At 62.9% G+C, this 24,982-nt stretch carries 17 protein-coding genes; 8 read left to right on the top strand and 9 right to left on the bottom strand.

Annotated elements, in window-relative coordinates; translation table 11 throughout:
• Positions 1–11: 11 nt before the first annotated feature.
• Positions 12–536 (bottom strand): tyrosine-protein phosphatase, encoded by a 525-nt coding sequence (locus tag BV071_RS14305; protein ID WP_265594441.1) that lies wholly within the window; start codon positions 534–536, stop codon positions 12–14.
• Positions 537–563: 27 nt separating this feature from the next.
• On the opposite strand from BV071_RS14305, the gene fdhD reads away from it, so the two are divergent.
• Both fdhD and BV071_RS14295 read left to right on the top strand, forming a co-directional pair.
• The gene (fdhD, locus tag BV071_RS14300) at positions 564–1,337 is read left to right on the top strand and encodes a formate dehydrogenase accessory sulfurtransferase FdhD (RefSeq protein WP_052573355.1); all 774 of its coding nucleotides are present in this window, start codon (positions 564–566) and stop codon (positions 1,335–1,337) included.
• 75 nt (positions 1,338–1,412) lie between these two features.
• The gene (locus BV071_RS14295; RefSeq protein ID WP_265594440.1) at positions 1,413–2,141 is read left to right on the top strand and encodes a hypothetical protein; all 729 of its coding nucleotides are present in this window, start codon (positions 1,413–1,415) and stop codon (positions 2,139–2,141) included.
• 32 nt (positions 2,142–2,173) lie between these two features.
• Here BV071_RS14295 and BV071_RS14290 read toward each other — a convergent pair whose 3' ends face one another.
• The 3 genes from BV071_RS14290 to BV071_RS14280 form a co-directional block, all read right to left on the bottom strand.
• A complete protein-coding gene (locus BV071_RS14290; RefSeq protein ID WP_075090918.1) occupies positions 2,174–4,477 on the bottom strand; it encodes an FdhF/YdeP family oxidoreductase in 2,304 nt (767 codons plus the stop codon).
• A gap of 204 nt (positions 4,478–4,681) precedes the next feature.
• Positions 4,682–5,209 carry a HEAT repeat domain-containing protein gene (locus BV071_RS14285; RefSeq protein WP_265594439.1) on the bottom strand — a complete coding sequence of 176 codons (528 nt, stop codon included), beginning with the start codon at positions 5,207–5,209 and terminating at the stop codon, positions 4,682–4,684.
• Between the two features lie 12 nt (positions 5,210–5,221).
• The gene (locus tag BV071_RS14280) at positions 5,222–5,839 is read right to left on the bottom strand and encodes a hypothetical protein (RefSeq protein WP_265594438.1); all 618 of its coding nucleotides are present in this window, start codon (positions 5,837–5,839) and stop codon (positions 5,222–5,224) included.
• A 169-nt stretch (positions 5,840–6,008) separates the two neighbouring features.
• Here BV071_RS14280 and BV071_RS14275 point away from each other — a divergent pair, with 169 nt between their 5' ends.
• Positions 6,009–8,114 (top strand): prolyl oligopeptidase family serine peptidase, encoded by a 2,106-nt coding sequence (locus BV071_RS14275; protein ID WP_081885994.1) that lies wholly within the window; start codon positions 6,009–6,011, stop codon positions 8,112–8,114.
• Between the two features lie 272 nt (positions 8,115–8,386).
• Positions 8,387–13,369, top strand: a complete 4,983-nt coding sequence (locus BV071_RS14270) for an autotransporter-associated beta strand repeat-containing protein (protein WP_035608268.1) — start codon at positions 8,387–8,389, stop codon at positions 13,367–13,369.
• Positions 13,370–13,488: 119 nt separating this feature from the next.
• On the opposite strand, the gene sigJ is transcribed toward BV071_RS14270, so the two are convergent.
• Together sigJ and BV071_RS14260 are read right to left on the bottom strand one after the other, a co-directional pair.
• Positions 13,489–14,349 carry an RNA polymerase sigma factor SigJ gene (sigJ, locus tag BV071_RS14265; protein ID WP_265594437.1) on the bottom strand — a complete coding sequence of 287 codons (861 nt, stop codon included), beginning with the start codon at positions 14,347–14,349 and terminating at the stop codon, positions 13,489–13,491.
• Positions 14,350–14,359: 10 nt separating this feature from the next.
• Entirely contained in the window at positions 14,360–14,812 is a 453-nt protein-coding gene (locus tag BV071_RS14260; RefSeq protein WP_035608410.1) for a carboxymuconolactone decarboxylase family protein, read from the bottom strand.
• 193 nt (positions 14,813–15,005) lie between these two features.
• Here BV071_RS14260 and BV071_RS14255 point away from each other — a divergent pair, with 193 nt between their 5' ends.
• The gene (locus BV071_RS14255; protein ID WP_035608265.1) at positions 15,006–17,924 is read left to right on the top strand and encodes a hypothetical protein; all 2,919 of its coding nucleotides are present in this window, start codon (positions 15,006–15,008) and stop codon (positions 17,922–17,924) included.
• Positions 17,925–18,083: 159 nt separating this feature from the next.
• Here BV071_RS14255 and BV071_RS14250 read toward each other — a convergent pair whose 3' ends face one another.
• Both BV071_RS14250 and BV071_RS32980 read right to left on the bottom strand, forming a co-directional pair.
• Positions 18,084–18,815 carry a GDSL-type esterase/lipase family protein gene (locus BV071_RS14250; RefSeq protein ID WP_035608263.1) on the bottom strand — a complete coding sequence of 244 codons (732 nt, stop codon included), beginning with the start codon at positions 18,813–18,815 and terminating at the stop codon, positions 18,084–18,086.
• 77 nt (positions 18,816–18,892) lie between these two features.
• The gene (locus tag BV071_RS32980; RefSeq protein ID WP_052573354.1) at positions 18,893–20,953 is read right to left on the bottom strand and encodes a hypothetical protein; all 2,061 of its coding nucleotides are present in this window, start codon (positions 20,951–20,953) and stop codon (positions 18,893–18,895) included.
• Between the two features lie 127 nt (positions 20,954–21,080).
• Between BV071_RS32980 and BV071_RS14240 the strand changes: the two genes are divergently transcribed.
• Positions 21,081–23,054 carry a right-handed parallel beta-helix repeat-containing protein gene (locus tag BV071_RS14240; protein WP_052573353.1) on the top strand — a complete coding sequence of 658 codons (1,974 nt, stop codon included), beginning with the start codon at positions 21,081–21,083 and terminating at the stop codon, positions 23,052–23,054.
• Positions 23,055–23,499: 445 nt separating this feature from the next.
• The gene (locus tag BV071_RS14235; RefSeq protein ID WP_035608259.1) at positions 23,500–24,009 is read left to right on the top strand and encodes a hypothetical protein; all 510 of its coding nucleotides are present in this window, start codon (positions 23,500–23,502) and stop codon (positions 24,007–24,009) included.
• A gap of 195 nt (positions 24,010–24,204) precedes the next feature.
• Here the strand turns inward: BV071_RS14235 and BV071_RS14230 are convergent, their stop codons facing one another.
• The gene (locus BV071_RS14230; protein WP_035608257.1) at positions 24,205–24,651 is read right to left on the bottom strand and encodes a hypothetical protein; all 447 of its coding nucleotides are present in this window, start codon (positions 24,649–24,651) and stop codon (positions 24,205–24,207) included.
• 114 nt (positions 24,652–24,765) lie between these two features.
• Between BV071_RS14230 and BV071_RS14225 the strand changes: the two genes are divergently transcribed.
• Positions 24,766–24,954: a DUF4250 domain-containing protein gene (locus BV071_RS14225; protein ID WP_035608254.1), complete on the top strand. Its 189-nt coding sequence runs from the start codon at positions 24,766–24,768 to the stop codon at positions 24,952–24,954.
• The last annotated feature ends 28 nt before the right edge of the window (positions 24,955–24,982 follow it).

Here is a 24,982-nt window from a genome sequence, read left to right as displayed (position 1 = left end):
GGACAGTGGCCCTACTGTGCGCCTGTTGCATAGACCTCTCGACGGATCGCTGCCACGTCCACGGTCTCCAGATACTCCCGGATATTCGGGAACCAGCCGTCGTGGTAGCCATACTGCGGGTCGGTGAATTCCGCGATCGCCTTCTCGCGCGGCCAGTCTTGCACCACCATCCGGTACATCGCGACCACCACTCCGGTGCGGTCCGAGCCGTGCAGGCAGTGAACCAGCACCGGCTTCTCCGCGGAGGCTATCACGCGCAGCGCGGCCACGATGTCTCGGTCGCGGATCTTGCCGGCATTCATCCGCACTTGATGCCGCTCAAGCCTGCCCACCTTGTCTTCATCGGAATGAAAACGCCGCAGGCTGAGAACCTCGCCGATGCCCTGATCCTTGGCCAAGGCATCGAACTGGAATTTCTGCGGCTGGGAGGAACGCCAGACCTTTACATCCACCCGGTGCAAGTTCGCGGGCGCGGAACAAGCAGCGAGGAGGAGGCCGACGGCGAGGGAGAGGATAAACGGGGCTTTCCGTTTCACGGGGGCGAGCATAACCAAACTGCAGCGATGGACAAGCAAGTCATGACGACCAATGCCGCGGGCCGGGCGGAGCCGGACCAGGTGGTGATCGAGGAACCGCTCCAGATTATCGTCGATGGCCGCTCCATCGCCGTGACCATGCGGACGCCCGGTCACGATGCGGAGCTGGCGCTGGGCTTCCTGCGCAGCGAGGGCGTGATCTCCTCCTCCACGGAGGTCCGGAGCATCGATGTCGATTCCCGGGAGAATCACGCGCTGGTCTTCCTCGCGGACGGGGTGGAGGTGGATTTTGACAAGCTGACCCGCCACGTCTTCAGCGCCTCCTCCTGTGGCCTATGCGGCAAGGCGAGCATCGAAGCGGTGATGCGCTCTCTGCCGGCGCTGCCGGATGGTGCGGTTTTCGGGAAGGAAACGCTGCTCTCCGCGCCGCCGCTCCTGTCCGCATCCCAATCAGTTTTCTCCCGCACCGGCGGGGTGCATGCCGCGGGGATCTTCGGAGCCGATGGTACGATGCACGTCGTACGTGAGGATCTCGGCCGCCACAATGCCGTGGACAAGGTTCTCGGTTGGTCGATGGGGGAAGGCTTCGACCTTTCCCGGTGCTTTCTCCTGGTCTCCGGCCGAGTCTCCTTTGAGATCATGCAGAAGGCCTTGGCAGGAGGCATCCCACTGGTGGCAGCGATCTCTGCACCCTCCTCACTGGCGATCGAGTTCGCGGAGCAATCGAACCAAGCGCTGGTCGGCTTCCTCCGGCCGCCGGGTTTCCGTGTCTATGCGGGGGCGGCACGGCTCGTCCTCTAGCGCTTTCGTCTGGTGCGCCGATTTCCCGCCTGCTACGCCAAGCCCATGTGTTGCTTCAGCGGAAATGTTGATTTCGTGCGCGGAACCCGGATCTTCGCGCGGATGTCGGAAGCGGGCCGTCAGGCGCTGGTCTATCAAATGGAAATGGGTGCCAAGGCGGATCTGGCGATGATCCTTCCCTTGCCGGTCGTGCTTGGCAGCGGCGAGAAGGCGGTGAATTTCATCGATCTCTCCAAGTACGAGGACTTCTTCAGTGACCTGCGGAAGGGATTCCCCATGCCGAAGCCCCTGCGCGCCGCGAGCGATAGCAACTCGGCACCGGCGGTCGCGAGCGCGGTGCTGGAGGTCAAGCAGGTTGGGGCCTTTGAGGCCTCCTTCGTTCCCACCGTGAAGGACTTTGCCCGGCTGGATGCCCGCTTCCGCCTGCCCGAGGGCACTTGGCAGGCCTTGCCGCAGTATGCCGACTATGGCTTCGCGGTGTTCAAGCTGCGGAAGGGTGAGCACAAGGTGCATCCCATGGCCTTCACCTTTCCCACCCGCCGTGGAGCTGAGTTGTTCTTCCCCACGGTGCACATCCACGATGGCAAGGTGCATGAGGAAGAGGACTTCGATCATACGCTCTATTGCCAGGTCTATCAGCCGGGGCTCTTCACGATGACCCGTTGGGAGGAAAGCGGCGGTCTGGCGAATAGCTTCATGAAGATCGATGCCGCGATGCAGGTGATCGATCCGAATGCCCACGTCTACCGTCGCGACTACATTGGCAAGTTGAAGAACGAAGACGTCATCCTCGCCACAGCCTGACCGCGGCAGGAGGGGAAGGGGAGCCGCGGTGCTTAGGAAATTACGCTCCCCTCCTTGGCCTTCGAGAACGCACCCCGCCCGGCGGATTCCTTCCTTTCCGCATTCGCCGGCATGAGACTCACCTCGATGCTCTTGCTCGCGGGCGTATTGCTGCCTTCAGCGACATGTCCCACAGGCACCAGCACGTTTGCTTCCGGAAAATAAGCCGCCGCCATGCCGCGCGGCATCTCATAGGGGATCGCCCGGAAGCCACGCAGGTGGCGCTCGCCATCGTCCCAATGGCTGGTGACATCGATCCGCTCGCCCGGCTTGATGCCTAGCGCCGCGAGATCCTCGGGATTCACAAAGACGATGTCGCGCATGCCGGAGATCCCGCGGTAGCGGTCGTTCAGGCCATACACCGTGGTGTTGAATTGATCGTGGCTGCGCAGGGTCTGGAGCAGGAAACGTCCCGGCTGAACCTTGAAGGCATCCATCGTCGCGACCGAGAAATGCGCCTTCCCGTCCGGCGTGTTCCAGCGCCGTTCCTTTGCGGCATTCGGCAGGTAGAAGCCGCCGGCTTGCCGCACGCGCTCGTTGTAGTTGTCAAAGCCCGGCACCACCGCCTCGATCCAAGTACGGATCCTATCGTAGTCCTCCGCCAACCATCCCCAGCGGATATTGCCCACATCGCCGATCACCGTCTCCGCCATCAGCGCGACGATATCCACTTCGCTCAACAGGTCCTCCGCCGCTGGCTCCAGTTTGCCCTCGGAGGATTGGACGATGCCCATTGAATTCTCCGTGCTGACGAAGCGCCCCTCGTCCTGCTCGCTGCGGCCGAGGCAGGGCAGGATCAGTGCCCGCCGGCCGGGAATCAGATGGCTGCGGTTCAGCTTGGTCGAGACGTGGCAGGTCAGGCGGCATTTGCGCAGGGCCGCCGCGGTGAAGGCGCTGTCCGGGGTGGCCTGTGCGAAGTTTCCGCCCAGTGCGAAGAAGACCTTTGCCTTGCCCTCGTGCATCGCCAGGATTGAGTTCACCGTGTCGAAGCCATGCTGTCGCGGTATGGTGACGCCCGCCTGCTTCTCCAGCGCTGCGAGGAAGCTCTCCGGCATCTTTTCGAAGATGCCCACTGTGCGGTCGCCTTGCACGTTGCTATGGCCGCGCACCGGACACAGGCCCGCGCCCGGCCTGCCCACCGCGCCGAGGATCAGGTGGACGTTCGCGATCTCGCGGATCGTCGCCACCGCATTGCGGTGCTGCGTCAGGCCCATCGCCCAGCAGGTGATGACGCGCTTGCCGCCCGCAGCCATCAGCCCGGCGAGCTTTTCGATGTCTGCGCGGGCGATGCCCGACAAGGCCTCGATCTCCGGCCAAGGGGTGGCCTCCACCAAGCTACGGTATTCGCCGTAGCTCACAGTGTGCTCCTTGAGGAAATCCGAATCTTCAGCACCCGCCGCGAGCAATGCTTTCGCCAGCCCTCGGAACAGAGCCAGATCGCCATTCACCTTCACCTGCAGGTAGGTGGAGCTCAAGGCCGTGGCCCTTCCCAGTAAGCCCGTCAGATGCTGCGGGTGGGCGAAGCCGAGCAAGCCTGCTTCTTTCAGCGGATTGATCGCCACCAGCTTCGCGCCCTTCTTCACCGCATCTTCCAAGGTGCTCAGCATCCGCGGGTGATTCGTCCCCGGATTCTGGCCCACGCAGAGAATCACCTCCGCCTCCAGGAAATCATCCATCGTCACCGTGCCCTTGCCCACGCCGATTGCCTCCTTCAGCGCCAGCCCGCTCGACTCGTGGCACATGTTCGAGCAATCCGGCAGGTTGTTCGTCCCGTAGGCCCGCACGAAGAGCTGGTAGAGGAAGGCCGCCTCATTGCTCGCCCGCCCGGAGGTGTAGAAGATCGCCTGATCGGGCGAGGGCAGGGCTCGCAGTTCTTCCGCCAGAATGCCGAAGGCCGCGTCCCAGGTGATCGGCTCATAATGGCTCGCGCCTTCCCACAGCACCATCGGCTCCGCCAGCCGCCCTTGCTCATCGTGCCAGGCATCCGTCTGCGCCATCAGGTCCGCCACCGAATGCTCCGCGAAGAATTCCTTCCCGATCGTCCGCTTCATTGCCTCGGAGGCCACCGCCTTCGCACCATTCTCGCAGAACTCCGCAAACGAACGGTCACGATCGGGATCAGGCCAAGCACAGCTCGGACAGTCGAAGCCGCCAGCCTGATTCAAACCCATCAGAGCCTTCGTCCCGCGGACCACGCCATCCTTGCCGAAGACATGCTTCAACGAAGCCACCACCGCCGGTAGTCCCGCCGCGCCTTTCTTGGGCTTCTTGAAATTGCCTTCGTCCCCCTCGCTCATCAAAGGCAAGCTAAGGGCCACTACGGCGAGGCGCAAAAGGAAAGCGCCCGCCGCTTCCTGTTAGGACGTCCGGTGGCTCCGCTGGGCATCACGTGGCGACCGCGACGCTCGCGCTGGGTCTCCCCGGAGAGGAGGAGGCGAGCGCCGTGGGCACCATGCTTTGGGGGCAGATCGCCTGAGGAAGTCCCAACGGCCAGACCTCACTCACTTGGTGTCGGTCTTCTTCCGCTTCGCCAGGACTTCCGTGATCGATGGCAGCTTCAGATATTCCGCGGCGTCTTGCAGCTTCTGGCGTTCCTCGGCGCTGTCCGTCGCCAGCGCCACTCTCTCCAGCCGTGGGATCGCATCCTGGCTGGCGAAGTTGAGCGTCGCTTGCAGGGCGTCGGCACGGATCTCTGGATCGGGATTCGAAAACTCGGCCAGGATCAGGTCGAGCGACTCCTTGTCGTCATTCCACGATAGATCCATCAGAGCCTCGCCGCGGTCCTGCAACCATGTCCGGTGCTCCTCGGATCCAGCAGGATGAGGGCAAATCTGGGGGGCGGGCAGGGATGCATCCGCGGCGAGGAGCTTGGCGGTCGGCCGCGTGGTCGCGGCCGTACGGGTATGGGATGGCGCTGCATTCTCCCCCCCGGGGGGAGGGGAGGAGAATTGCTTCACACCCCATGGCAGGAGCACCGCCGCGAGCAAAACCAAGATGCCCGCGGCAAGTGTTTTACGGGAGGCTGTCATGGTCCCCGACGCTTAGTCCACATTGACCGTTTCCTTGCCGTTCAGCTTGACCGTGCCATCGCCGAGGATCAGTTCCTCCTCAAGCGCGCCCTGACCGGAAACGTTCACCTTGATGCTGCCCTTCTGTTTCTGGTTGTCGTTTTTGTCGGGCTTGGAGGCTTTGAAGTTCTCTCTCGCCAGTCCGGTCATCTCCAGGAACAAGCCTTGCTCCGGTAGATCCAAAGTCAGGGTGAAGGTCATGAAGATATTGCTCTTCTCGTGGTCGGTGTTGACGTTGAAAAATCCGTCAAAAAGCGAATTGCCGAAGTCCGCAAACAGCAGCTCGGTCGTGTCCACGATGAACTCGCCGTGCTTGTCGACCACGGCCGAGTCTCCATCCGGATAGATGATGATCTTGGCACCCTTCGGGAAGATGATTCCCGTCTCTAGCGAGAGCAGCTTCAGCAAGGCCTTCGAGTCGAGGCGAGCGGCTTGCACGACGCCATGGACGTTGCCGTTTCCGTCCAGGTTTTCAGACACCTGCGCATAGTAGGTGAAATTTAGCACCAGCGGCGCCGGCACGGTGGCGCTGGCGGGGAGGGCTGGCAGCGCCATGGCGGCGACCAGCAGCAATGTGCGGAGGGATTTCATTTTCATGGCTTGGTATTGAGTCATTTGGAACACAACAAATGGATATGAGCGGTGCAATCTGCGCCTTTACTCAAGTTTGGAGTCGCGGTGCAGGTGGCGGAAAAGTGAAGGAATTCAGGCAAAAAAGATCGCCTGTGCACCGCTTTCGAGGCAGATCGAAAGCAATCGAATGAACGCCAATATTCCCTCCCTTTTAAGCTTTGTGATTCCCTCGCTGTCTCTTGCCGCCGCGATCGACTATCCGCAGACCCGCAAAGTGGACGTCGTGGACGAACTCCACGGGACCCAAGTGGCCGATCCTTATCGCTGGCTGGAAGACGACAATTCCGAGGAAACCAAGGCCTGGGTCCTTGCCGAGAACAAGGTGACCGAGGACTTCCTGAATGCGATCCCTCAGCGCAACGAGATCCGCAAACGCCTCTCCGATCTCTGGAACTTCGAGCGTACCGGAGCCCCGAAGGAATTCGGCGGACGTTGGTTCTTCTCCCATAACACCGGCCTGCAAAACCAGTCCGTCCTCAAGGTCTCCGAGACCCTCGACGGCGAATCCCGCGTGCTGCTCGATCCGAACACGCTTTCCGAGGATGGCACCGTCGCACTCGCCGGTTTCGAGCCCAGCGAGGACGGCAAGCTCCTCGGCTACTCCATCTCCCGCGGTGGCAGCGATTGGAACGAGATTCTCGTCCGTGACGTCGCCACGGGCAAGGACACCGGCGATCACTTGAAGTGGATCAAGTTCAGCGGCATCTCCTGGACCAAGGATGCCAGCGGCTTCTACTACAGCCGCTACGATGAGCCCGCACCCGGAGCCGCGCTCACCCAGAAGAATGAGTTCCAGAAGCTCTTCTTCCACAAGATCGGCACCCCGCAGGCGGAGGACAAGCTGATCTATGAGCGCAAGGACCAGCCACGCTGGGCCTTCGGCGGTGGCCTCACCGAGGATGGCAAACGTCTTATCATCCACGTCGCGGATGGCACCGATCCGAAGAGCCGGATCTTCTACAAGGACATGTCGCAGCCGGAGGGTCCCGTCGTCGAGCTGCTGAACAATGCCGATGCCGACTACGACTTCATCGACAACCAGGGCGATACCTTCTTCTTCAAGACCGATCTGGATGCGCCGCGTCGCCGCGTGATCGCCATCGACGTCAAGAAGCCGGCACGTGAGCAGTGGAAAGAGATCGTCCCGCAGGGCAAAGACTTGCTCCAGGGCGTCAGCAGCGTTGGCGGCAAGCTGGTCTGCGAGTATCTGCAAGATGCCAAGAGCGCTGTCTTCGTCCACGGCTTCGATGGCAAGCTCGTGCGCGAAGTGAGCCTGCCCGGCATTGGTAATGCCGGTGGCTTCCAAGGCTGGAAGACCGACAAGGAAACCTTCTACTCCTTCACCAGCTTCACCGATCCCGGCGCGATCTACCGCTACAACCTCGAGACCGGCGAAAGCAAACTCTGGAACCGCCCGAAGGTCGGCTTCGATGGCAGCGCCTATGAGACCAAGCAGGTATTCGTCCCCAGCAAGGACGGCACCAAGATCCCCGTCTTCATCACCCACAAGAAGGGCATCACGCTCGATGGCAGCCACCGCACCCTGCTCTACGGCTACGGTGGCTTCAATATCAGCCTCAGCCCCGGCTTCTCGGTCGGCCGCGCCGTCTGGCTGGAGCGCGGTGGGATCCTCGCCGTGGCGAATCTCCGCGGCGGCGGTGAATACGGCAGCGAGTGGCACCTCGCCGGCACCCGCCTGCGAAAGCAGAACGTATTCGATGACTTCATCGCCGCCGGTGAATGGCTGGTGAAGGAGAAATACACCGTGCCCTCACGCCTCGGCATCCAGGGCGGCAGCAATGGCGGCCTGCTCGTCGGCGCCTGCCTCACCCAGCGCCCGGATCTCTTCGGTGCCGCACTGCCTGCGGTCGGTGTCATGGACATGCTGCGCTTCCACAAGTTCACCATCGGCTGGGGCTGGGAGAGCGACTACGGTAGCGCCGAGAATCCGGAGGAGTTCAAGGCCCTCATCAAGTATTCGCCGTATCACGTCTTGAAGCCCGGCACCCGCTACCCCGCTACCCTGGTGACTACCGCCGACCACGACGACCGGGTGGTCCCCGCACACAGTTTCAAGTTCGCCGCCCGTCTTCAGGAATGCCAAGCCAAGGACGGCCCGCCGGTGCTCATCCGCATCGATACCAGTGCCGGCCATGGCGCAGGCACAGCCTTGTCGAAGATGATCGACCGCATCGCCGAAGAATGGGCATTCTTGGAAGCGACACTTAAGTAAGACAAGAGTATCGCATGGCGATACTGTTTCTTTGATATCCATGACCGGGCCCGGAAGGCTTGGTCATGGATTTCGCATTTATGATATCGGGTTTAATCCGTATCCTGCCTCATTCTAACGGGCTCAAGCGCAAGCCTGTGTTTACAAATTGGCGGCTATAATCCTCATTTTTGGACATCGGATCACTTTCGACTGGATTACATGGGCTCTCCTGAAAGGATAAAAGTGGCAATTGGGAAAACCCGCCCTTTGCCACGACCCCTGATAAACCCATGAAGAACCCATCGATCCGCATCCGCTTGGGTGCCATCGCGGCGGCCACCGTCGTCGCATCCGTCACCAACTCCCCCCTGCTTGCTGCCAACTATACGTGGCAAGTTGCTGGCACGACCAATAACTGGAGCACCGCCGCCGGTGATACCAATTGGTTTATCGACGCCGGCACCACACTCTCGCAATGGACTGACGCCAATGCGGCGATCCTTGATGCGGGTACCGGTGAGACCATCGCTCTGGTGGGCACCGTTGCCCCGACATCCACCACCGTGAACAACAACGGGAACTGGGTGCTGAATGGCGCGGGTGTTCTCGGCGGCACTGGCGGCACGGTCGTCAAGAACGGCACCGGCACGCTCACGATTTCCAACACCACCATCAATACCTTCACCGGTGGCACCACCATCAACGGCGGCACCCTGGCGGTCGGCACCGGGGCCGCTTCCTCCACCACGGTCGGAGCTTTGGGCAGCGGCACCGTGAATGTGAACACCGGTGGCACCTTGAAGCTGTGGATTCAAGCCAATGCCGCCGCCCTTACTATCACCAACCCCCTCGTGGTCGACGGTGGCAACATCCTCAACGAGGACAGCACTCACACTCTTTCCGGCAATCTGACCGTCGGCGCATCTGGTGCCACCCTGCGCAGCAAGTGGAATGGCAAGACCTTGACCCTGACCGGTGTGATCTCCGGTACTGGCAGCCCGGTGACCATCGCCCGTTCCGCAGATGGTGGCGGCAGTGTCGATTCCGCTGTCATTCTCACCAACTCCAACACCTACACCGGCGGCACCACGGTCAATTCGGCGGTCCTCCAGCTCGGCAATGCCGTCGCCACTGACAAGGGGGGTACCGGCGTCATCCGCGGAACGCTCACCGCGAATAGCCCGGGCATTGTGACCCTCGGCTTCACCAATGCCCTCGGCTATAGCGCCGGCGCGAAGGTCGATACCTTCAACATTAACGGCGCGACGGTGAACCACACCGCCAACGGCGACAACGGCTGGGCCCTCGCCTACAACTTCACCGGCGGCACCCTGCAAACCACTGGCACCGGGCGCTTCTCTTTCGGCGGTGTCGGCGGTGTCGGCACCACTCTCACGACCAATCCTTTCACCGCCCCTGCCACCATCAATGGCAGCATCGTGATGCGTGAAGGGAACCCCGACAACACGATCGCCATCAACACCGCCGACGGTGCGGCCGCGAACGATCTGGCCATCAATGCCAACATGACCACCGGCACCGCCGGTGTCGGCATCACCAAGAACGGCCTCGGCACCCTGCTGATCAACGGCGCGGGCAACAACTTCACGGGCGGCACCAACATCAACGCCGGCACCCTAGTGCTTGGCTCCAATGGTAACCTTTCCACCTCGGCTGTGACGGTGGGTAGTGGTGCCACCTTCCGTTCTGAAGTAGCGGGTAAAACCCTGCCTTCGCTCGCTGCCGCCAATACCTCGGGTTTGGTCCTGCCAGCGGTTCCGTCCGGCACCACCACGGTCACCGGCGCGCTCAATCTCGCTGATGGCGGCACGATCAACGTCTCGCCAATTCTGGGCGCAGGTACCGTCAATGGCACCTACGATCTGGCGACCGCGGGCAGCATCACTGGCACTGGCACGGTAGCCACCGTCCTCAATGCCTTTGGGGCGACCCGGGCAACCGGTAGCGCATCGATCAATGGCAACAAGATCCAGTTCACAGTCACCGGCCTTGGTTCCGGTCTGGTTTGGAACAATGCCTCCGCAGGAGGCATTGCGGCCGGCACCTGGGACACGAACCTCAGCGCCAACTTCAACAACGGCGGCAGCAATGATGTCTTCAAGGCCTTCGATTCGGTGACCTTTGATGACACGGTGGCCCCGGCCGCCGCGAAGACCGTCAATGTTGCCGGCGTCGTTGCTCCCGCGTCGATCACGGTGAACAACAGCACGGGCAACGACTACACCCTCACCGCGGCCACCGCGGCGGCGGGCACCCTCACCGGCGCCACCAGCATCGCCAAGACAGGCACTGGCTCGCTCACCCTGGGGGCTAACCTGAATTACACTTCGGGCGGCGGCGCGATCTCGGTCACCGGCGGTACCTTCAACCTCGGTGGCAAGACCTTCCCGGCGCACTCCAGCCTTACGCTGACGAATGGTTCCACCCTCTCGAACGGAACGATTCCCTTCACCGGGCCTTTCACCTTTGAGTCCGGCACCATCTCCGCCGCAGTCACCGGTCCGGGCACCTTCACCAAGACCACTGCGGGTACCCTGACCCTGAGCGGCGCCACCAATATCACCGGCGCGGGCACCATCTCGGCCGGAACCATCCAAGTGGGCACCGGCGGCACCGCCGGCACCATCGGCAGCGGCCCGATCGGCATCGCCTCCGGCGCGAACCTGACCTATTTCCGCAGCGACAATTCCTTCGCTGCGATTGCGAACGTCCTCACGGGTTCGGGCACCGTCAACTTCAACGGCACCGGCGCTAACCTGCAATCCTCCTATACCATCAGCGGGAACAACAGCGGCTTCAGCGGGTTGATCACCTCGACCAACAGCCGGGTGAACCTCGATAATGTCAACGATGTCGGCACGGCGACCCTGACCACCGGCACCAATGGCCAGTTCTGGCCGACCGCGGGAGTCTATACGAACCCCATCAACCTCACGGGCAACGGCTGGCTTGAAACCGGCGGGCCCTTCGGCGCGATCCGCGGTGCCAACGGTGCCAGCCTCAATGGTCCGATTACCCTGATCGGCGACGCTCGCATCTCCGCTCACGGCTCCACCCTGAATATCGGCGGTGCCATTGGCGAAAGCGGCGGCGTGCGGAATCTGGAACTCGGCGGAACCAGCTCCGCTTCCGGCATCACGCTCTCCGGAGCCAGCACCTATACCGGCAACACCACGATCAATACCGCAAACGTGAGCGTGCGTGGCAGCCTCGCCAGCCCCTTGGTCACCGTGAACAACGGCTCCAGCCTGGGTGGCAACGGCAGCATCGCTGGCGCTGTGAACTTCGCCGGTGCAGCCACCGGATTCAGCGCGAATCTCGTCGCGCCCGGTCCGCTCACCGTAGCGGGCAATGTGACCCTGGGCGGCATCACCACTGTGACCGTGACCCCCGCTCCGGGCCTTACCCCGGGCGGCGTCATCACGCTGATGAATTACGGCTCGGTCACCGGCACCGTGGCGAACCTCGCCGTAGCGAACCCGACCAGCTTCCGCCAGGCGATCCTCAATGTCGGAACCAACTCCGCCACCTTGGATCTCGGCACGAAGGCCGTCACTTGGTCCGGTACCGGTGGCCTGACCTGGGACATCGGCACCACCGCCAACTGGCTGGACACCACTCCCGCCGCCAGCGCCTTCTACCAGGGTGATACCGTCACCTTCACGGATGCGGCTGGCGCGGCCAATGCCACCGTGACGGTCACTGCCGCCCTGGCCCCGGCATCGGTCACCATCAACAACACCACTGCGGTGCCCTACACCTTCACTGGTGCTGGCAGCGTCAATCCGAACGCCCCGCTTATCAAATCGGGCAACGGCTCTGCGCTGCTCACGGTGAACATGGGCACGACCGCCGGCACTACCATCAACGGCGGCTCGCTGATCGTCGATGGCAATGGCAACGTGAACCGCCAGGGCGCTGGCAACCTGATCACCGTGAACAACACCGGCACCTTCGAGGTGCGCGGTGTGAATGCGATGCCGAACGCCGCGAACTCGCCCAATCTGGTGGTCAATGCCGGCGGCACCCTGCGGATTGTTACCGGCTTCAGCGCCGGAGCACCGGCTTCCAACAGCCACTGCCACCTCGGCAATGTCACCCTCAACGGCGGCACGGTCGACTTCACCTACTCTGGCTCGGGCACCATCTACAATGGTGAGTCCTTCCAGTTGAATGGCAACGTCACGGTAGGCGGCAGCACGCCTTCCATCATCCAGTCGGCCGAGCCGATCACCAACCAAGGCCTCGCCATCGCGGCCAGCAAGACCTTCACGGTCGCTGACGTCACCGGCAGCTCCGCCTCGGACCTCGTGATCACCGCAGAAGTGGAAAACAGCGACTCCAACAACGGGCTCCTCGTCAAGACGGGCCCTGGCACCTTGGAGCTCGCTGCGGCAAACAGCTACAGCGCCGGTACTACCCTCAGCCAGGGCACGATCCGCGTCTCGAATGGCGGCGTCGGTAGCGCCACTGGCACGGGTCCCGTGACTACGGCTGCGGGTACCACCATCACCGGCGATGGCACGGCGGGTGGCGCGGTTACCGCAGCCGGCGGTCTGGTCCCCGGTAGCGCTACTACCACCCTTCGCACCGGCGCGCTCACCCTCACGGGGAGCTACTCCACTGTGATCGATGGTGCTGATGCGAGCGTGCTTCAGGTCACCGGCAACCTCAACCTCACCGGTGCGACCTTGAACATCTCCTCTGCGGGCGCGGGAGTCACCCAGAACAGCTACATCGTCGGTAGCTGGACGGGCACCCGCACCGGTGCCTTTGGCGCTGTCACCGGCCTGCCAGTTGGCTACAGCGTGCAGTATGATGAGACCAACAAGTTCATCCTCGTCGCCGTCGCCAGCGGCTACACCCAGTGGCTCGCCGGTTTCCCGGGCCTTTCGGACACCACTCCCGGTGGCGATCCGGACAAGGATGGCATCGTCAACCTGCTCGAATACACCCTCGGCGGTAACCCGACGACCGACAGCAGTGCCCTGCTGCCCAAGTCGCAGATCGTCGGCAGCAACCTCGAGTTCACCTTCAAGCGCAGCGATGAGTCGGAGGTCGATACCACCCAGGTCGCCCAGTGGTCCACCACCCTCGATAGCCTGTCCTGGACTGATATCGCGGTGAGCCCCACCCCGGCGCCCGGCGTGACCGTCACCGAAAACGGTGCGGCTGCCGACGACGTCAAGGTCCTCGTTCCGCTCGGTAGCAACAAGCAGATCTTCGTCCGCTTCAAGGTGACGCAGAATTAAAGGAGCTCAGCCAGGCGCAAGGCCTCAGAAGCAACCCTCACATGTCCCGGTTCTCGCAAGAGGACCGGGACATTCTTTTGCCAGCGAAGCGTCGCCCTTTTTGCGGCGTAGCGGCCTGCTCAAATCCCCAGTCGCTCCAACTTACCCGGGTTCCTCATCACGTACATCCGCCCAATCTTAGCCCCCCATGGCTCGAACAACATGACGTCGCTCACCTGGCCCTCGCGTACATACGCCAATCCATCCAGCCCGTTGAACCGAACCTCCCGCACCTCGTCGGGTATCCGGTTCCGTCGCGTCAGGCTCTCATACATCCGCGCGATGCGATCGCTCCCATAAATCGGCCACAGGGCCGCGCGCACCACGCCGCCGCCATCGGAGATCAAGATCGCATCATCTAACAAAAGCCGCTTCAGCCCCGCCAAATCCCCGCCACGCGCCGCCTTCAGGAATGCCGTCGCCAGCCGCCGCCCGGCCCCCGCCTCCACCTCATGCCGCGGTGCCTCGGCCTTCAAGTGCTTCCTCGCCCGCGATGCCAACTGCCGGCAGCTCTCCGCCGTCCGCGACAGGAAATTCCCGATCTCCTCAAAGGATTCACCGAAGACATCGTGCAGCAGAAACGCAGCACGCTCTGTGGGCGTCAGCCGCTCCATCGCGTGCAGCATGGCATACGACACCTCGTCACTCCCGGGCGCGCCGGTCTCTTCATCTGCCACCGGTTCGGGCAGCCACTCGCCCACGTAGGTCTCCCGCCGCACCCGTGCGGACTTCAGGTGATCCAGGCACAAGCGCGTGACCGTCTTCGCCAAGAAGGACCGCGGGGCATCGATCTCCGCTGCCGGCACCGCCACCCAACGCAGCCACGCCTCCTGCACAATGTCCTCGGCATCAGCCAGGATACCCAGCATGCGATACGCGAGGGAATGCAGGAAGGCGCGGTGCTCTTCGAAAATGGCGGCGGAATCCATCAAGTCAGTCACGACCCGTCAGTCAGGTGGCGGCCACCACAGGGTGGATGGCCCGGAACGAGATGGCCAGACGGTTCCACGAGTTGATGACACCGATCAGCAGCGTGATCTGAACCTGCTCAGCCTCAGTGAAGTGGCGCGAGAATTCCTCATATACTGCATCCGGGACGCCGGTTTGAGACACCAGCGTCACCGCCTCGGTCCAAGCCAGCGCTGCGCGCTCCTTGTCAGTGAACAGCGGCGACTCCTTCCACACGCACAGCAGGTTCAGCCGCTGCTCCGTCTCGCCGCCCTTCCGCAGATCCCGCGAGTGCATGTCCACGCAGTAGGCACAGCCGTTGATCTGCGACGCGCGCAGCTTGATCAGCTCCCGCAGCCGCGGCTCGATCGCGGTGCTGGTCACGTGCTTCTCGATCTGCAGCATGGCTTGGACGGAAGCGGGGTCGGCTTTGAAGTAATCGATTCGAGGTTGCATATCCTTGGTGCGCATTCATCGCGCTCACCATCATGAACGAGATAGCCTACCCGGACGTGACAGCCTGCGTGAAATTTTTGTGAATCGTCCCTCCACCTAGGGGCAGATGGGATTCCGGGCGTGACGGAAGGCGCAAGAGTTTATAACTCCCGCGCAACCTGCACAGGTTACACCCACTCCTCCTTCCTCACCCATGAATGATCTGCAAAGCCGCTTCCCGGAGATGAAGCCGCTCAAGTCGACGCCGGCCCTTGCCCGCATCAATGGCATCGGCGTTGGCATGTATGGCCGCCGGGATTTCGATCCGCCGACCGGGACCTACGTCAAGACCCGCTGGATCTGTGTGGTTTTCATCCCGATCTTCCCCTTGGATTCCTACCGCGTGGCGGATGCCCAGGGTGGCGGCTGGTATTTCTTCGGCCGCGAGAAGAGCAGCAGCTTTATCCGCGGCGCGCGCTGGTGCGTGGTGCTCGGCGCTGCCGCCTTGTTCGGTGTCAGCTCGTGGAACGCCCACCTGCAATCGCCCGAATACCGCATGAAGCAGGGCCGCGCCGCCGCCAAGGCCCAGGTGGAGGCCGGCAAGCCGCTGGAAGCTGTGGAGACCTATCACGGCATGCTCCAGAAAGGCTGGGGCAATCCCGCCGAGTGGCGTCAGGAAATGGCCACCCTGCTGGACACAGAGATCGACTCCGGCAACCCCGCCCAGGTGGAAGCCGCCATCCGCATGGCGGACAAGAAGAGGCTCGCCGGTGGCCCCCGGGCGCTTGTCCCCGACCTCGCCGACCGCACCGTGAGGGCGGCCGGCCAGTGCAGTGATCCCGCCACCGCGGCCACTCTTCTCTCCGCCTTCGAGCCCACTCCCACGGACCTTCCCAAGGTCCACGCCGCCCTCCGCAAATCCCTGGAGGATCTCCACAAGGCCAAGCCGGAAGATGAGGCCACCCGCATCAAGCTGGCCCTCCTCCGCGAGGAAGTCGGCGAGGTCGAAGGCGCCTTGGAACTGCTGGAGCCGGCGAAGGATCATCTCGCCGATGGTGAGGGTGCCCGCCTCTATGGCAGCCTGCTCATGGACGCCGGCCGCGAGACTGAGGCCGTGCCGCACCTCGAACGCTATGTCGGCTCACGCCAGGTTGAGTGGAAGAAGGCCGAGACGGCCCTTGAGCGCACCTCTGAACATTCCCGCAAGCAAGCAATCGCGGTCTTGAATCGCGGCGAAGGACCTCCGGGATTCAGGGCCCGCTACGAAAAGGCGGACGAAACCGAGCAGATCCGCATGGTGGAGGAATACCTTGCCGAGCGCGTGGAAAGGGATCCCGGCTACCATGTCGCCCGCCAACGCTACCAAGCCGCCGCCAAGATCGCCCGCCCGACCATGGATCTCGGTGTCGCCCGCTTGCGCCTAGCCCAGGCCAGCAACGACGCCGCGGAGCGTGCCAACCTCTTGAAGAAGGCCGAGGAGGCCTTCCTGACGCTGCAATCCCTTGCTGGCGAGAGCGACGAATACCGGCTCTTCCTCGGCCAAGTCTATTTCTGGTCCAGCCGTGAGACCGAAGGCCGCAAGCTCTTCGATGAATTGTTGGAGGCCAATAAGCGCAAGCCGGAAACCCTGCTCGGCCTGGCGCGGATTTTCCGCGATCTGGGCGAGTCGAACGATGCCCGCAGTCTCCTGGACGAAGCTTACCCCAAGGCCACAAATGACGAGCTGAAGTCCATGATCGCCGAGATGCGTGCCTTCTTCTGCCGCAACAACGACGAGGAAATCGAATGGCTCTCGAAGGCGCCGGTCAAAACCCCGGTGATCATCTCCCGCCTCGCCAAGGCACGCGGTGAAAAGGCTGAGATCGCCGGTGATCTCAAGGCCGCGGCAGGCTTCTACCGCGAGGCGCTAAAAGGCTATGAGGCATCGGGGCGGGACTCGGCTTCGCTTAACAACTCCGCTCTTCTCTATCGCTCGCTCTACCGCTTGGAAGGCAAGCCCGAGGACTTCGAAACCTCGGCCCGCCTGCTATCCGAGGCCGTGGAGCTGGAGCCGGCCAATAGTATCCTCAGCTCGAATGCCGGCGAATCCCTGCTGGTCGCCGCGGTCCTGCGCGTCGTTGGAGATCGCGTTGATCCCAAGCTGCTGCAGTTTGATTCCAGTCTGGATGCCCTGCGCTTCCTCTATGCTGCTGAAGCAGAGAAGGCTCAGGTGGTGGCGGACTTGAAGGCGGATCCCAACTTCCGCAAGTCACTCGTCCACTACTGGAATTCCATCCTGCTGGCACCCAAGAACCGCAGCCACTACTCGTGGGGGGCGGAGTTGTTCGACTACCTCGACGACACCGAATCGTTGGAGAAGCTGCGCTCCAAGGCGGCCGAACAGGAATTCGACTTCAGCACCGATCGCGAGGAATTTGCCAAGCATCTCAAGAAGGAGCACGACACGGAACTCCGCACCCGGATCAAGGGCGGCTGCGAGCGGGCCGACAAGCTCTTGGCCTCCTTGCAGGATCCCCGCGCCCGCGGCATGGCCCAGTCCGTGATCGCGGATGCGCGGCTCTCTCCCTTCTCCATCGGCGAGGCGACGGATGCCGCCAAGTGGCTGGCCGATCTGCGCAAGGCGGCGAAGGAGACGCCCTCGTCGCGTCTCCAATCCTCCTTGGAATCCGCCTTGGAAGTCGCCGCCTTGGAGAAACTGGCCGCCATGGACCCGGCCTGCGCTGCGATCATTGAAGCGGATCGCCGCCTTCTCAGCCCCGGGGAGATCATCCGCCTTTTGGTGCGAGCCAAAGGTCAACTCGGCGACAAGATCCGCAAGGAACCCCTCGTGGTCGAAGCCCGTGAGGCCGCAGCCACCGGCCAGAAGACCTTCCCCGGCTCCTTCAGCTTCCACGATTGGGTAATCGTCGATGGGCTCCACCCGGAGCAAGACGCCGTCTTCCACCAGCTCGCCGCCAAGAACGACACCCACAGCCTAGCCACCCGCCTGCAACGCGAGCTCCAGCGCGACGACGAGCCCACAATCATCCTCGAAGACTATTGGCAAAAGCTCTTCGACGGCGACTCCGCAGGTGCCGCCCAGATGCTTCCCAAGCTCGAACAAATCGGCATCAAGCTCCCGCCGCTCTCTTGAGTTCAAGCTCGTCCGCACACGCCGTGTGCGGACGAAGCGACCACCGTAGCGGAACGGCTGCGCCGTTCCGGCAGGGCGCGTTCGCCCTGAAATCGCCGTCTTCCTTCCTCCTTTGGGGCCGGTCCCGGCCGGAATGGCGCAGCCATTCCGCTCCCGCCCTCAATGCGCGCCCGCCGGGGTCTCCACCTTCAAATACGGCGTCAAAATCTCCTTCCAGATGGCATAGCCCGCCTTGCTCATGTGCAGCCCGTCCTGCACGAACAGCTCCGGGATGGGCTTCCCGTCCTTGTCCAGGTAGCGGTCGCAGCTCCCCGCGATGTAGGTGATCCGCTTGTCTGCGTCCGCCGCCTTCTTGAAGCGCGCATTCAGATCCGCCTCGATCTCCTTGATCGAGATCCGCTGGATGCTGGGGCGTACCCCCAGGACTAACAGCTTCGCCTCCGGCACCTTCTTGAACAGCCGCGTGCGGAACTCCGTGAAATCCTCCTCCACCTGCTGCGGCGACTTCTTGTCCCACAGGTCGTTCCCGCCGCAGTAAAAGACCACCAGCGCCGGTTCATAGCGCAGCAGGCAGCGGTCGAGGTAGTGATTCACATCCGAGATGTGCGCTCCGCCGAAGCCGCGGTTCAGCGCCTTCACCTCTGGAAACACCTCGGGAATATTCAGCAGCCGGATGCTCGAGCTGCCGGTGAACACGATTCCGCTCTTCTCAGGAGCCGAGTTCGCATCCGCTGCGTCGAAGGCATCGATCTCCTTGGCAAAGCGCTCAGGCTTCGGGTCGGGGACCTCCTGCTTGGTGAGAGCAGGGGCTGCCGGGGCAGGCGCGGGCTCGGCCTTCAGCCAGGCAGAGAACAGGAAAATCGGCGCGAGCGCGGTGAACAGCAACTTCATGGTGCGAACCTACGCAGCCAAGCCGGGAAACCATACGCGGCGGCCTGTCATCGCAGCCCGCCGCGCCGCTTGGCCAATCACTGATTCTCCACGATCCGCAATCCGGTCGGCGCGCTGGGCGGCGTCGGGGTGCCTGCCCCTTGGATCACTATCCCGGAGGTCGTGTGAGAGCCCGTCTGCGCGAAGACCGCCAGATTCGCCAGCGAAGTGGCGGAGGCCTGCTCGCTGCGGAAGGCGTAGCTGTTGGCGATCGTCACCGGCGAGCCGCCCGGTGCGGCCACGGTGGCGGAGTAGGTCCGCGTGGCGACGTTCACCGTCATCTGCACCCGGTAGGTCACCCCGGCCTGATAGGGGAAGACATTGGCCGCTGCATAGGCACCGCCGTTGCGGGCATCCACGTTCCCGGTGGTGGCGAAGCGCACTACCGCCGCTACATTCCCGAAGGCCGAGGCCGCCGAGGTCGAGACACCGGTGAGTGCATCGATGTTTGCCGCCGCAGGCCGCATGTTGAAGGAAATGGTGAAGGTCCCGGTCTGCGCGCTGATCGTGCGGTTCTGCCATTCGCCGTTCACCGTCGTGAGGAACTCCGAAGCTGGCGCTGCGGCGATCTGTTCCACATCCACCCAGCCGGTGAGACCGTTGTCGAAATACACCTGCCACCACTCCACGCTGTCCGCAGTGGTCGGTCCGGCCAAGACGGTGCCGAAGCTGCCGAGCGCCATACTGCCCACCACACTACCGGTGCCGGAAGCTGTGGCGCGCACGCTGGCGACCGCATCCGTGGTCACGCGCGTGCCTGCTGGATAAAGCGGCGTCGGTTCAGGCTCTGGATCAGGATCCGGGTTGGGATTGCCGCTGCCCAAGCCGTGGAAGGGCTTCAGCACGTCGTCCCACAGCGAGCGGTTGTAGGCGAAGCCGCGGCTGCCGCTGTAGGAGGGGTAGTCCACTGTCGCCTGGGCCTTGCCCTTGGCGTAGCCGATGTAGCCCTTCTCCGCCTTGTACCACAGGTCGGTGTTGCCGACGTTCATGCGGCTGGCGGCCTTGGTCGCGACGGCCGACCCCTTTGTCCACAGTCCGCTCACGATCAGCGCGATCTGGTTGCTCATGTGTGGCCGGTAGCCGTCGAAGGCGTAGACGAAGGAGCTGCGCGCGCCATTGGCATCGCTGGACTCGAACTCCTTGAGCATGCCGGTCGCACCCTTGTTGGGCAAGGTGTCTGCACCGCTCACGATCTTGCCTGCACCGCTGATCCCCGCGCCGTTGTTCAGGCCGGCGTTCACGGTTTTGCCGTAGGTGTCGTTCAGCAGCGCCTCATAGATCTTCATGTAGTCCGCCAGCGTGGAGCCGTAATACTTGTAGCTCCGCACCCCGGTCTCGATCTGGCTGCCGCTGGGTGCCTTGGAGGTCGAGTTCGCAGTCTTCCAGTTGAAGGTCTCGTAGATGTTCGGCAGGTTGTTCGCGCTCAGCTCCGCCACGAAAGCGCTGTGGCTGTAGTTGGACAGGAAGGTCTGCGCCGCCCCCGCGCTGCCGAAGTAGGCGACTCCGTTGACCACCCCGCCGATCATCCCCTCGCGGTAGTTCGGGTTCCAGTCGCGGTTCAGGTTGTCGTCCCCGTCCAGCGCGTACTCGGTGCCGTTGGCCTTGATGAAAGGGTTATTGTCGCTGGTGGTGAAGGCGTCCGCCACCAGGGCGGCCTTTTCGATCAGGTCGATCCGCGCCTTCTCCGCAACCGTGAGCTGGTCCCAGATCCGAGGCGTGTTCTTGGCGATCACGAACATCGTCGTCACATGGCGCTCATGCTGCGCGGGATAGCCGCCATTCAGCGTTGGCTCATTGCCGGGAGTCAGGGTGTGGCGGATCTGGGCCAGCAGGCGAGCATCAGCGCTGGTGTTCCCGGCGTAGCTGGCTACCGCGAGCGCGATCGAGGCACCGCCGAACCATGCTCCGTTGGTGTGGGCGCCGCCGGAGAACGAGCGATTGTAACTAATCAACTGGCAGGAGATTGCGGCGTTCACGGCCGCCTGCGACGGGCTCAGGAGCTCGGCGGCGCTCAGATTGGCCGGAGCAAGCAGTGAAATAATCCCGAGCAATCCTGTCCATCGCGCGCCGAGGTTCTTCGCCGAGTGAAAAAGATACATTTCACTTAAAGACAATGAAATGGCCCCATTTTCAAGGTGCAATTCCCTCCGTTAGGCGCGGCATCTACGCAACCTGGCGGGGTTTGCGCTGAAATAGCGCCCCTATCGCGGAAGTATCCTTCCTCTTATGCTCCGCAGTTTGGTTTTGGTTTTGGCGCTCGCGGGCGGGGTGGCGATGGCGGCCCGGATTGAGGTCGAACCGGGCCTCAAAGGCCCGGCCTCGGCCTTGGAAAAGGCCCGGTCGCTCCGCCGGGAGAGGCCGGATGAGCTCATCGAGATCGTCTTCCCCGGTGGCACCTACCGGCTCACGGAGACACTCTGTCTGGGACCGGAAGATTCCAATCTGCAGATTTCCGCGAAGGCGGGAGAGAAGGTGATCCTTTCCGGCGGCATCAAGCTGGGTGGCTTCATCGTGGAAGCGGACGGCCGCTGGCAGGCCAGGTTGGAAGGGCCACCCTTCCAGCAGCTTTGGGTCGGCGGACGGCGGGCCGTGCGGGCCCGCGAGCCGGACAGCGGCTTTTTCCGCATGAAGGGCGTGAAGGAGGAGAAACTGCAGAATGGCAAGTTCCGCCAGACCGTGGAGATGGAGGACGATGCGCTGCGCTGGCTGCGTGACCTGAGCCCCGAGTCGCTGGAGAAGGTCCAGATGCTGGCCTATCACAAGTGGGACAACACCCGCCGCTTCATCGAGAAGGTGGAGGGCTCCAGCTTCTCGACCATTGGCGAGGATATGAAGTCGTGGAACCGCTGGGATACGAAGAGTGGACTGATCTTCGAGAACGTGCCGGCCGGCCTTGATGAGCCGGGAGAGTGGTATCTGTCCGAGCGCGTGAATCCTGACGGGGATCCTGACAAGCCCTTGAGGTACATCCCGCGGCCGGGCGAAGATCCGAAGCAGAGCGAGGTGATCGCGGGAGGCTTGGAAAAGCTGCTGGTGATCGAGGGCGCGAAGCATGTCTCGATTCGCGGCATCAGCTTCGCGCATGCCGGTTGGTATTGCCCTCCGGGTGGCTTCGAGCCGAGCCAGGCGGCGGCACCGGTGGAGGCGGTGATCCAAGTCGATAACGCGGAACACATCACCATCGAGGACTGCGAGGTCAGCGGCACGGGTTTGTATGGCGTGTGGTTCCGCAAGGGCTGCCGCGATTGCAAGTTGCTGCGCAGCTACCTGCATGACCTCGGGGCCGGCGGCGCGCGGATCGGCACGATGGAGCAGGGCATGGCGACCAGCGGCAACGTGATCGAGGACTGCATCATCCGCGATGGCGGCAAGGTCTTCCCCTGCGCGGTGGGTGTGTGGATCGGCAGCAGCGGCGGGAACCGGGTGGTGCACAATGAGATCAGCCACTTCGCCTACACGGGCGTCTCGCTGGGCTGGATGTGGGGCTACGAAGGCGAGGGGGCCAAGGGCAACATCATCGAGGGCAACCACATCCACCACATCGGCAATGGCCTGCTGAGCGACATGGGCGGGATCTACACGCTCGGTCCCTCAGAGGGGACAGTGCTGCGCGGCAACCGCATCCATGACATCGTCTCCTACGACTATGGCGGTTGGGGCATCTACAATGACGAGGGCAGCACCGGCATCGTGTCGGAGGGCAACCTCGTCTATCGCACGACCACTGGCGGCTACCACCAGCACTACGGGAAAGAGAACATCATCCGGAACAACATCTTCGCCTACGCGCGGGACCAGCAGCTGCAATTCAGCCGGCCGGAGGAGCATGTGTCCTTCCACTTCAGCCACAATATCGTGCTCTGGGACAAGGGCCCGCTGTGGAGCGGAGGTGCGCAGGGGAAGGGAAACTTCGAGTGCGACAGCAATCTCTACTGGCAGGCCGGTGGTGGCGGGGAGATCACCTGCTTCGGCAAAAAGTTCAGCGACTGGCAGGTGGGCGGGCACGACGGAAAGTCAGTGATCGCGGATCCCGGTTTCGTGGATCCCGCCACAGGTAATTTTGCCTTCAAGGATCCGAAGGCAGTCTTGCCGCTGCCGATCGGGCCCTTCCTGTTTCAGGACGCGGGAGTCAGGGGAGCGGAGCGCTGGAAAGCCCTGGCCAAGGAGGAGCCGGTGGATTGGAAGGTCTTCGCGCATTGAACTCGATTAGGGGCCTGAACGCCAAACTCAGGAACCTTTGCGACGTCGAATCGCATACCCGATGCCCGCGCCCAGTGCGACGAGAACTCCTGCGAAGATCGGCAGGGGAAAGTGAGACGACTGGGGAGCTTGAGTGGTCGCCGCGAGCTCATTAACTGGGCTGCACTTGGCAAGCCCAGCCTGTTCCCAGGCTGCTGACGCGGGGAGAGCGAGAGCATATCCGCAAGCCAATAGGGTAGCGGTGAAACGCATTGGGATGATTGGGGCTTGAGCCCATGCTGCCCCGGGGAGTCGTCCGCCTCAATGCGGAAAGCGGGAGGTGAACTGATAAACAAGTTCGCCCGAGTCCGACCGGAGTCCACCCCGAATCTCCAGCGGCAAAAAGGCGTGGTATGCGGCGGGGAATCGGCTAGAGTGTAGGGTGCAACATTCTCCAGAGCATCCCATGAACTCCGAAACCGATACCGCCACGCTGCTTGCCACGAAGATCGAGGAAGTGGAGGCGAAGCTTGAATTGCTTGAGAAGGAGATCTCCGAGATCGGCCTGCCGGCGGGCTACGATCTCCAGAAACGGCTTGAAGCCTTGAAAATCGAAGAGAAGGCGCTGCGGCGCAACTTCGAGGAGTCACAGGCCCGGGGCGAGCCGGATTCCGTGCGTTTGGCGCGGATCGAGACGCTGCTGCGACACATTGAGAACGAGGAAACCTCGGTCGAGAACGAGGCGCATTTCCTGCACCAGTCGAATCCTTCCTCGGTGATCCTGGCCGCGCAGGCGGCAGCCGGGGCGATCGAGCTGTGGCGGCGCGGGATCCGCAAGGTGCTGGGGGATATCCATCCTTTCGGCAGCTCGGTCTTCGTGAATCACACGCACGATGACCTGGTAACTGACTACGGCTATCGCGATGAGCCGGGGAAAGCGGGCCCGGCGAAGGCTGGAGACAAGGCGAAACCTTGAGCGAGCAAGGGCCCAAGGGCGTGAGCGTCAGTTGCGCCGCTCCGGCTTGGGGAGCCCGGGGGAGAAAATGAAGTGGCGATTTCTCCCAAGGACCCGCCCCGCCGGAACGGCGCCGCCGTTTCGCCACGCGTCACCAGCTCAGGCCGCGCGGCGGGTTATTCCCACCAAGGAAAGGGGGGGATGGGTGCCTATGCTTCAGGGCACCCGGAAGAACTTCTTGTCGGAGAGCGGAAAGGTTGGATCGGCGACGAGGGCACCGCTCTTGAACTCGGTGACATCGATGACCCGCTGCTGGTCGAAGGGACTGAAGACAAAGCCGTCACGGCCCGGGACGGTCTTGGCGACCGGGTAGCTGATCTTGCCCTGAATTGGGATCGTTCCTTCGCTAGGCTTGGGCCCGCCGGGAGTGGGGGTGGTGGTATCGCCTTGGGCGAGAGGCCGGTCACCTGCCGTGTGCGTGGCGGCGGGGCCGGGTGGATTGCTCGGTGCCGCCGGTGCCTGGTTTCGGGGCAGGATGGTCTGGGCCACGGGGTTGGCTTGCTGGCGTGACCACAGCAGGCTGCAGCTCGGGAAGAACATTCCCACCGCAGCGGTGATCACACCGATCTTGAAGGCATTGGTCGCAAACGCTCGTGCGGTCATGCTGGAAAAACAGCACATGAGGTTTGCGGGCGCAAGCTCAAATGCTGAAATTCCAGCATTGGTTGTCGAGCACTGTCACTTGCCAGCGGGTGGGGCCGCCGGACAATCTGGGGCGTGGACCTTTCCCGTTATCGCAAGATGGACCCGAATCTCCTGCTCGGGCTGGTGAACACGGAGCTGAGGAATCACTGCGACTCGCTGGAGGATCTGGTGAAGACCCATGGTCTGGATGAGAAAGAATTGGTGAAGGTGCTCGGGAAGGCGGGCTATACCTATCAGGCGGGGCAGAATCAGTTCCGTTAGGAGGGGGGCACCCGGCCCGAAATTTCGC

Origin of the sequence: Haloferula sp. BvORR071 (genome assembly GCF_000739615.1) — a bacterium.
Classification (GTDB): Bacteria; Verrucomicrobiota; Verrucomicrobiia; order Verrucomicrobiales; family Akkermansiaceae; genus Haloferula.
This window is presented reverse-complemented; position numbering and strand designations above follow the sequence as displayed.

Excerpts from the sequence above, each read along its gene's own strand:
- BV071_RS14255 (WP_035608265.1), top strand. The coding sequence starts at position 15,006 with ATGAATGATCTGCAAAGCCGCTTCCCGGAGATGAAGCCGCTCAAGTCG.
- BV071_RS14230 (WP_035608257.1), bottom strand. The coding sequence starts at position 24,651 with ATGACCGCACGAGCGTTTGCGACCAATGCCTTCAAGATCGGTGTGATC.
- BV071_RS14260 (WP_035608410.1), bottom strand. The coding sequence starts at position 14,812 with ATGCAACCTCGAATCGATTACTTCAAAGCCGACCCCGCTTCCGTCCAA.
- BV071_RS32980 (WP_052573354.1), bottom strand. The coding sequence starts at position 20,953 with ATGTATCTTTTTCACTCGGCGAAGAACCTCGGCGCGCGATGGACAGGA.
- fdhD (WP_052573355.1), top strand. The coding sequence starts at position 564 with ATGGACAAGCAAGTCATGACGACCAATGCCGCGGGCCGGGCGGAGCCG.
- BV071_RS14240 (WP_052573353.1), top strand. The coding sequence starts at position 21,081 with ATGCTCCGCAGTTTGGTTTTGGTTTTGGCGCTCGCGGGCGGGGTGGCG.
- BV071_RS14250 (WP_035608263.1), bottom strand. The coding sequence starts at position 18,815 with ATGAAGTTGCTGTTCACCGCGCTCGCGCCGATTTTCCTGTTCTCTGCC.
- BV071_RS14270 (WP_035608268.1), top strand. The coding sequence starts at position 8,387 with ATGAAGAACCCATCGATCCGCATCCGCTTGGGTGCCATCGCGGCGGCC.
- BV071_RS14275 (WP_081885994.1), top strand. The coding sequence starts at position 6,009 with ATGAACGCCAATATTCCCTCCCTTTTAAGCTTTGTGATTCCCTCGCTG.
- BV071_RS14280 (WP_265594438.1), bottom strand. The coding sequence starts at position 5,839 with ATGAAATCCCTCCGCACATTGCTGCTGGTCGCCGCCATGGCGCTGCCA.
- BV071_RS14285 (WP_265594439.1), bottom strand. The coding sequence starts at position 5,209 with ATGACAGCCTCCCGTAAAACACTTGCCGCGGGCATCTTGGTTTTGCTC.
- BV071_RS14290 (WP_075090918.1), bottom strand. The coding sequence starts at position 4,477 with ATGAGCGAGGGGGACGAAGGCAATTTCAAGAAGCCCAAGAAAGGCGCG.
- BV071_RS14235 (WP_035608259.1), top strand. The coding sequence starts at position 23,500 with ATGAACTCCGAAACCGATACCGCCACGCTGCTTGCCACGAAGATCGAG.